The following is a 6,600-nucleotide window of genomic DNA, read 5'->3' as shown; positions in this document are numbered from 1 at the left end:
GCGCGATCGCGGCATCGAGCTTGAGCGCCGTGACGCGCTGCACATAGCGCGCCGGCGCCTCCCCGGGCAGCACGGCTTCGAGCCCTTCGCTGTCCTCATGCGGGTCCGGCAGCAGCAGTTCATGGGCGACCCCCAGCTGCTCGAGCAGTTGGCGCCGGCGCGGGCTCTGGGAGGCGAGGTAGATGAATGGCGTGCTGTTCTTCATGACGTGGGCCGGTGCTGCTTCGGCGCGGGTTGCAACTCTTCCATCGGCGAGGCAGGACCGGGCGCGGTGTGCGTCGCCGGCTCACTCCCGGTGGTACGGGTGGTTGGCATTGATCGACCACGCGCGATACAGCTGCTCCACCAGCAGCACCCGCACCATGGCGTGCGGCAGCGTCAGGTCGGACAGGCGAATGCGCTCGTGCGCCGCCTGCCGGAAGCCAGGGTCGAGTCCGTCCGGGCCGCCGATCACCAGCGCCACGTCGCCACCCTGCATCTGCCAGGCCTTGAGCCGGGCCGCCAGGGCCATCGTCGTCAGCGCCGTGCCGCGCTCGTCGAGCGCCACGACATGGGTGCTCCTGGGGATCGCCGCCTCGATGCGCTGCCGCTCGGCGGCCAGCAGCGTCGGCAGCGCCTTGCCGGCGCGCGGCTCGGTCTTGACGGCCTTGAGTTCCACCCGCAGCTCGGGCGGGAAGCGCTTGGCGTAGTCGTCCCAGGCAGCCTGGGCCCAGTCCGGCACCCGCTGCCCCACGGCGACGACCGACAGCTTCACTTGCGCCTGGTGGTCTTCTTGGCTGCCGGCCGCTTGGCAGCCGTCTTCCCGGTCGGGGCCGTCTTCTTCGCCGCGGTCTTCACCGGTGTCCTGGCGCTGTCGCGATGCGGTGCCGCGCTCGCCTTCTTCGCAGTTGCCTTCTTTGCTGCCGCCGGCGCGGTCTTCGCCGCGCCCCGGCCCGGAGCCTTCTTGGCCGCCGCCTTCTTCGCGGCGGGCTTGGCGGCCGGTTCGACCGGCTCACGCGGCGTCGCCGGCTTCGGGGCGCCGAACTTCACGCGCACCGGCTTGTCGCCCCAGATCTCCTCGAGATGATAGTACTGGCGGATCGCCGGCTGCATGATGTGCGCCACGGCGGCGCCGCAGTCGACGATGATCCACTCGCCGTTGTCCTCGCCCTCGATGCGCGGCTTGGGAAAGCCCGCTTCGCGCACGGCGTCGCGCACGCTGGAGGCCAGCGCCTTGGTCTGCCGGTTGGAGGTGCCGGAGGCCACGATCACGCGTTCGAACAGGGGCGAGAGGTGCTCGGTATTGAATACCTTGATGTCCTGCGCTTTGACGTCTTCGAGGCCGTCGACGATGGCTCGCTGGAGTTTTTGCGTGTCTTTCTTGGCGGCGGCGGTCTGGGTCATCAGGCGGATTGGTAAAGGCGATGGCGTTCAATATAACTTGCAACGCCGGGCGCGACCAGATGGCCGATCTCGGCGCCGCTGCGGACGAGGGCCCGGATGGCCGTCGCGCTTTCGGGCATGGGCGGCAGCACCAGCTGCCTGGACCGGGCCTCGGCCGGCAGCGCCGAGCGGACCTCGCCCGGCGTCGCGGCCCGGCCGGCGATGCCGATCACGGCCAGGGCAAGCACGCCGCGCCAGTCGTGCCAGCGCGTCAGTGCGGCCGCCTGGTCTTCCCCCATCAGGAGGAACAACTCGGCGTCGGGCTGCTCGGCGTGCAGCTCGCGCAGGGTATCCACGGTGTAGGTCGGGCCGCGGCGATGCAGCTCGCGCTCGTCGATGACGGCCCGCGGCACGCCGGTGAAGGCGATGCGCGTCATGGCCAGGCGGTGCTCGGGCGGGCTGAGCTCGGTGGCCTTGTGCCACGCGTTGCCGGTGGGCAGGATGCGCAATTCGTCCAGGCGCAGCTGGTCGACCGCGGCGCGCGCCACCGCCGCATGCGCCAGGTGCGGCGGATCGAAGGCGCCGCCGAACACCCCGACGCGCCGCGGCGGCGTCAAATCCAGTCCTTGCGCACGAGGAATTTCTCGGTCAGCTCGGCCTCGCGCGAGCCGGGCTGCTGCTGGCGCCGGTACGACCAGCTGGCCAGCGGCGGCATCGACATCAGGATCGACTCGGTGCGGCCACCCGATTGCAGGCCGAAGTGCGTGCCGCGGTCCCACACCAGGTTGAACTCGACGTAGCGGCCGCGCCGGTACAGCTGGAATTCGCGCTCGCGCTCCCCGTACGGCAGGTCCTTTCGCCGCTGCAGCACCGGCAGGTAGGCGCCGATGAAGGCGTCGCCCACCGACTGCATCAGCGCGAAGCCGTTGGCAAAGCCGCCTTCGCCGAAATCGTCGAAGAAGACGCCGCCAATGCCGCGCTGCTCGCCGCGGTGCTTGAGGAAGAAATACTCGTCGCACCAGGCCTTGAAGCGCGGGTACTTGTCGGCGCCGAACGGTGCCAGCGCATCGCGGCACACGGTGTGGAAATGGATCGCGTCCTCGTCGAAGCCGTAGTACGGCGTGAGGTCCATCCCGCCGCCGAACCAGTGCACCGGCTCGGCGCCGGCCGGCATCGCCGCCAGCATGCGCACGTTCATGTGCACCGTCGGCGCGTACGGATTGCGCGGATGGAACACCAAAGAAACGCCCATCGCCTCGAACGGCGCGCCGGCGAGCTCGGGCCGGTGCTGGGTGGCCGAGGGCGGCAGCTTGGGGCCGGTCACGTGCGAGAAGCCGCAGCCGGCGCGCTCGAACACGTGCCCGCCTTCCAGAATCATGCTGACGCCGTCCCCCTGCAGCGGCTCGCCGGGCTCCTTGCGCCAGCGGTCGGCCGCGAACGGCCGGCCGTCGAGTTCGCCGAAGGCGGTGGTGATGCGCTGTTGCAGACCTTCCAGGTACTGCCGCACTTGCCGCGCCTGCGTCATGCCGGTCCCCGGCCGCGGCCGCCGGCCTGCACGGCGCGATGGCCGATGTCGCGCCGGTACTGGGCGCCGGCGAAGTGGATGCCGCGGGCGACGTCGTACGCCCGTTGCTGCGCCGCCCGCACGCCGTCCGCCAGCACCGTGACGCAGAGCACGCGTCCGCCCGCGGTCAGGGTCTGGCCGTCCTGCTGCACGGTGCCGGCATGGAACACCATCGCGTCCTCGGCCGGCTTGGGCAGGCCGCCGATCGGGTCGCCCTTGCGCGGGGCCAGCGGGTAGCCGGCGGCGGCCATCACCACCCCCAGCGCGGTGCGGCGGTCCCAGTCCAGCTCGACCTGGTCGAGCGTGCCGCCGGTGGCGGCCATCATCACGTCGAAGAAATCGCTGCGCAGCCGCATCATGATCGGCTGCGTCTCGGGGTCGCCCATGCGGCAGTTGAATTCCAGCGTCTTGGGCCGGCCCTGCGCGTCGATCATCAGCCCCGCGTACAGGAAGCCGGTGTAGGGGATGCCGTCCTGTTCCATGCCCTTGACGGTGGGCAGGATCACCTCGCGCATCGCCCGCGCATGCACCTGCGGCGTGACCACCGGCGCCGGCGAATAGGCGCCCATGCCGCCGGTGTTGGGCCCCTGGTCGTTGTCCAGCAGGCGCTTGTGGTCCTGCGAACTCGCCAGCGCCACGACGTTCCTGCCGTCGCACAGGACGATGAAGCTCGCCTCCTCGCCCTGCAGGAATTCCTCGATCACCACCCGGGCGCCCCCCTCGTTGTGGCTCACGCCCAGCTGGTTGTCCAGCAGCATGAAGTCGACCGCCTCGTGCGCCTCCTGCGCCGTCATCGCCACCACCACGCCCTTGCCCGCGGCGAGGCCGTCGGCCTTGACCACAATCGGCGCGCCGCGCTGGTCGATGTAGGCATGGGCGGCGGCCGGATCGGAGAACGTCTCGTACGCCGCCGTCGGGATGCCATGGCGCTGCATGAACGCCTTGGAGAATGCCTTGGAGCTTTCCAGCTGCGCCGCGGCCCGGGTCGGGCCGAACACGCGCAGCCCGTGCGCGCGGAACTCGTCGACCACGCCGGCGGCCAGCGGCGCCTCGGGGCCGACCACGGTCAGCGCGATCTTCTGCGCCAGCGCCCAGTCGCGCAGCTGCGCGATGTCGGTCAGCGGGACGTTTTCCAGGTGCGGGTCGAGCGCCGTGCCGCCGTTGCCGGGCGCCACGTAGACCGCCTGCACCTTGGGCGACTGGGCCAGCTTCCAGGCGAGCGCATGTTCGCGGCCGCCGCCGCCGATGACGAGAACTTTCATGCGCCGGCGGCCGGTCGTGTTTCGTGGTTCATCGGGCGCTTCACAGCTCGGCGTTGTGGTAGACCTCCTGGACGTCGTCCAGGTCTTCCAGCGCGTCGAGCAGCTTCTGCATCCGGGCCGCGTCGTCGCCCTCGAGCGCGATGGTGTTCTCCGGGCGCATCGTCACCTCGGCCACCTCGGGCTGGAGCCCGGCCCGCGCCAGCGCGTCCTTCACGGCCTCGAACGCGCCCGGCTCGGTGATCACCTCGATCGCGCCGTCCGCGTCGGCGACGACGTCGTCGGCCCCCGCCTCGAGCGCGACTTCCATCACCTTGTCCTCGCTGGTGCCGGGCGCCAGGATCAGCTGGCCGGCATTCCTGAACTGGAAGGCCACCGAGCCGGCGGTGCCCATGCTGCCGCCGTACTTGCTGAAGGCGTGGCGCACCTCGGCCACGGTGCGGACCTTGTTGTCGGTCATGGTGTCGACGATGATCGCCGCGCCGCCGATGCCGTAGCCCTCGTAGCGGATTTCCTCGTATTGCACGCCTTCGAGGTTGCCGGTCGCCTTGTCGATGTTGCGCTTGATGGTGTCGGCGGGCATGTTGGCCGCCTTGGCCTTGTCCACGGCCAGCCGCAGGCGCGGGTTGGCGCTGAGGTCACCCCCGCCCTGGCGGGCCGCCACCATGATTTCGCGGATGACGCGCGTCCACACCTTCCCGCGCTTTTCGTCCTGGCGGCCCTTGCGGTGCTGGATGTTCGCCCATTTACTGTGTCCGGCCACGGGAACCCTTTCTCGCTCGGATTGCTATATTGCTCCACCGATTCTACTTTTCAGGCCATGGCTGAACCTCTGCTGATCGCCCGCAATGCGCAAACCGAGTGCCGCCTGCTGCCGCAGATGGCCAATCGCCATGGCCTGGTCACGGGCGCCACCGGCACCGGCAAGACGGTGACGCTGCAGACGATGGCCGAGAGCCTGTCGAGGATCGGCGTGCCGGTGTTCCTCTCGGACGTCAAGGGCGACCTCAGCGGCATCAGCCAGGCCGGCAACAACGCCGAGAAGCTGGCCAAGGTGCTCAAGGAACGCGAGCTGCCGGCGCCGCAGCCGTACGCCTGTCCGACGACGCTGTGGGACGTGTTCGGCGAGCAGGGCCACCCGGTGCGCGCCACGGTATCCGACATGGGCCCCCTGCTGCTGGGCCGCATGCTGGGGCTGAACGAGACCCAGGCCGGCGTGCTCAACCTGGTGTTCAAGATCGCCGACGACAACGGCCTGCTGCTGCTCGACCTGAAGGACCTGCGCGCCATGCTGCGCCACGTCGGCGACAACGCCGGCCAGTTCCGCACCCAGTACGGCAACATCAGCGCCGCCAGCATCGGCATCATCCAGCGCGGGCTGCTGCAGATCGAGAGCCAGGGCGGCGAGAAATTCTTCGGCGAGCCGATGCTGGACATCCAGGACTTCCTGCAGACCGACGGCCAGGGCCACGGCTTCGTCAACATCCTGGCGGCCGACCGGCTGCTGCAGTCGCCGCGCCTGTACGCCACCTTCCTGCTGTGGCTGCTGTCGGAGCTGTTCGAGCAGTTGCCCGAGGTCGGCGATCCGGAGCAGCCCAAGCTGGTGTTCTTCTTCGACGAGGCGCACCTGCTGTTCGACGAGGCGCCCAAGGTGCTGGTCGAGCGCATCGAGCTGGTGGTGCGGCTGGTGCGGTCCAAGGGCGTGGGCGTGTTCTTCGTCACCCAGAATCCGCTCGACATCCCCGACAGCGTGCTGGCGCAACTGGGCAACCGGGTGCAGCACGCGCTGCGCGCGTTCACGCCACGCGACCAGAAGGCGGTGCGGGCCACCGCCGAAACCATGCGCGAGAACCCCACGCTCGACATCGAAGGCGCCATCAGCGAACTGGCGGTCGGCGAGGGACTGTTGAGCTTCCTGGACGCCAAGGGCCGCCCCAGCATCACCGAGCGGGCCTACGTCATTCCGCCGGGCAGCCGCATCGGCCCGATCACGCCCGCCGAGCGCCAGGCGCTGATCGAGGGCTCGGTGGTCGCCGGCGTCTACGAAAAAACCGTGGATCGCGCCTCGGCCTACGAAGAGCTGGCCCAGCGCACGGCCGCGGCCCAGCCGGGCGCGCCGGCCATTGCCGGCGGCGGCGCCGGCAATGGCGCTGCCGGGGCGACGCCGCCCGCCGGCACCGCGCCGGCCGGCGCCGCGGGCGGTGGACTGATGGGCGACCTCGGCAAACTGGTGTTCGGCTCCACCGGCCCGCGCGGCGGGCACCACGAGGGGCTGGCCGAAAGCATGGCCAAGTCCGCGGTGCGCAGCATCGGCAGCGCCGTCGGCCGCGAGATCATCCGCGGCGTGCTGGGCGGGATCATCGGCGCCAAGCGCCGCTGACACACCCGGCGGCGCGGGGTGTACATTGCCCCTTT

The 6,600-nt window shown here is 70.4% G+C and carries 8 protein-coding genes; 1 reads left to right on the top strand and 7 read right to left on the bottom strand.

Features of this window, described 5'->3' with window-relative positions:
* From VNT59_RS01345 to VNT59_RS01315, 7 genes are all read right to left on the bottom strand, one after another.
* Positions 1–205 (bottom strand): Maf family protein (locus tag VNT59_RS01345; RefSeq protein ID WP_325495866.1); only part of this gene is annotated, 205 nt, incomplete at its 3' end.
* Positions 206–286: 81 nt separating this feature from the next.
* Complete coding sequence (gene rlmH, locus VNT59_RS01340; RefSeq protein WP_325495864.1) at positions 287–754, bottom strand: 23S rRNA (pseudouridine(1915)-N(3))-methyltransferase RlmH; 468 nt, start codon at positions 752–754, stop codon at positions 287–289.
* Complete coding sequence (gene rsfS, locus VNT59_RS01335; RefSeq protein ID WP_325495862.1) at positions 751–1,383, bottom strand: ribosome silencing factor; 633 nt, start codon at positions 1,381–1,383, stop codon at positions 751–753. The genes rlmH and rsfS overlap by 4 nt, the downstream gene beginning before the upstream one ends.
* Positions 1,383–1,979 carry a nicotinate (nicotinamide) nucleotide adenylyltransferase gene (gene nadD / locus VNT59_RS01330; RefSeq protein ID WP_325495860.1) on the bottom strand — a complete coding sequence of 199 codons (597 nt, stop codon included), beginning with the start codon at positions 1,977–1,979 and terminating at the stop codon, positions 1,383–1,385. The genes rsfS and nadD overlap by 1 nt, the downstream gene beginning before the upstream one ends.
* Positions 1,976–2,887, bottom strand: a complete 912-nt coding sequence (gene hemF / locus VNT59_RS01325) for an oxygen-dependent coproporphyrinogen oxidase (protein WP_325495858.1) — start codon at positions 2,885–2,887, stop codon at positions 1,976–1,978. The genes nadD and hemF overlap by 4 nt, the downstream gene beginning before the upstream one ends.
* Positions 2,884–4,188, bottom strand: coding sequence for a phosphoribosylamine--glycine ligase (purD, locus tag VNT59_RS01320; protein ID WP_325495856.1), 1,305 nt, complete (start codon positions 4,186–4,188; stop codon positions 2,884–2,886). Before purD ends, hemF begins: the two co-directional genes overlap by 4 nt.
* 40 nt (positions 4,189–4,228) lie before the next feature.
* On the bottom strand, positions 4,229–4,948 hold the full coding sequence (locus VNT59_RS01315) for a YebC/PmpR family DNA-binding transcriptional regulator (protein WP_325495854.1): 720 nt from the start codon (positions 4,946–4,948) through the stop codon (positions 4,229–4,231).
* A 57-nt stretch (positions 4,949–5,005) separates the two neighbouring features.
* Between VNT59_RS01315 and VNT59_RS01310 the strand changes: the two genes are divergently transcribed.
* Complete coding sequence (locus tag VNT59_RS01310; protein ID WP_325495852.1) at positions 5,006–6,565, top strand: helicase HerA-like domain-containing protein; 1,560 nt, start codon at positions 5,006–5,008, stop codon at positions 6,563–6,565.
* The last annotated feature ends 35 nt before the right edge of the window (positions 6,566–6,600 follow it).

Source organism: Ramlibacter sp. (genome assembly GCF_035554825.1).
Taxonomy (GTDB): domain Bacteria; phylum Pseudomonadota; class Gammaproteobacteria; order Burkholderiales; family Burkholderiaceae_C; genus Ramlibacter.
The sequence above is the reverse complement of the archived record's forward strand: the minus strand, read 5'-3'. Positions and strand labels throughout refer to the sequence as shown.

Bases quoted from the DNA above. Each gene is read 5' to 3' on its own strand.
- rsfS (WP_325495862.1), bottom strand. From the start codon at position 1,383: ATGACCCAGACCGCCGCCGCCAAGAAAGACACGCAAAAACTCCAGCGA.
- hemF (WP_325495858.1), bottom strand. From the start codon at position 2,887: ATGACGCAGGCGCGGCAAGTGCGGCAGTACCTGGAAGGTCTGCAACAG.
- purD (WP_325495856.1), bottom strand. From the start codon at position 4,188: ATGAAAGTTCTCGTCATCGGCGGCGGCGGCCGCGAACATGCGCTCGCC.
- VNT59_RS01310 (WP_325495852.1), top strand. From the start codon at position 5,006: ATGGCTGAACCTCTGCTGATCGCCCGCAATGCGCAAACCGAGTGCCGC.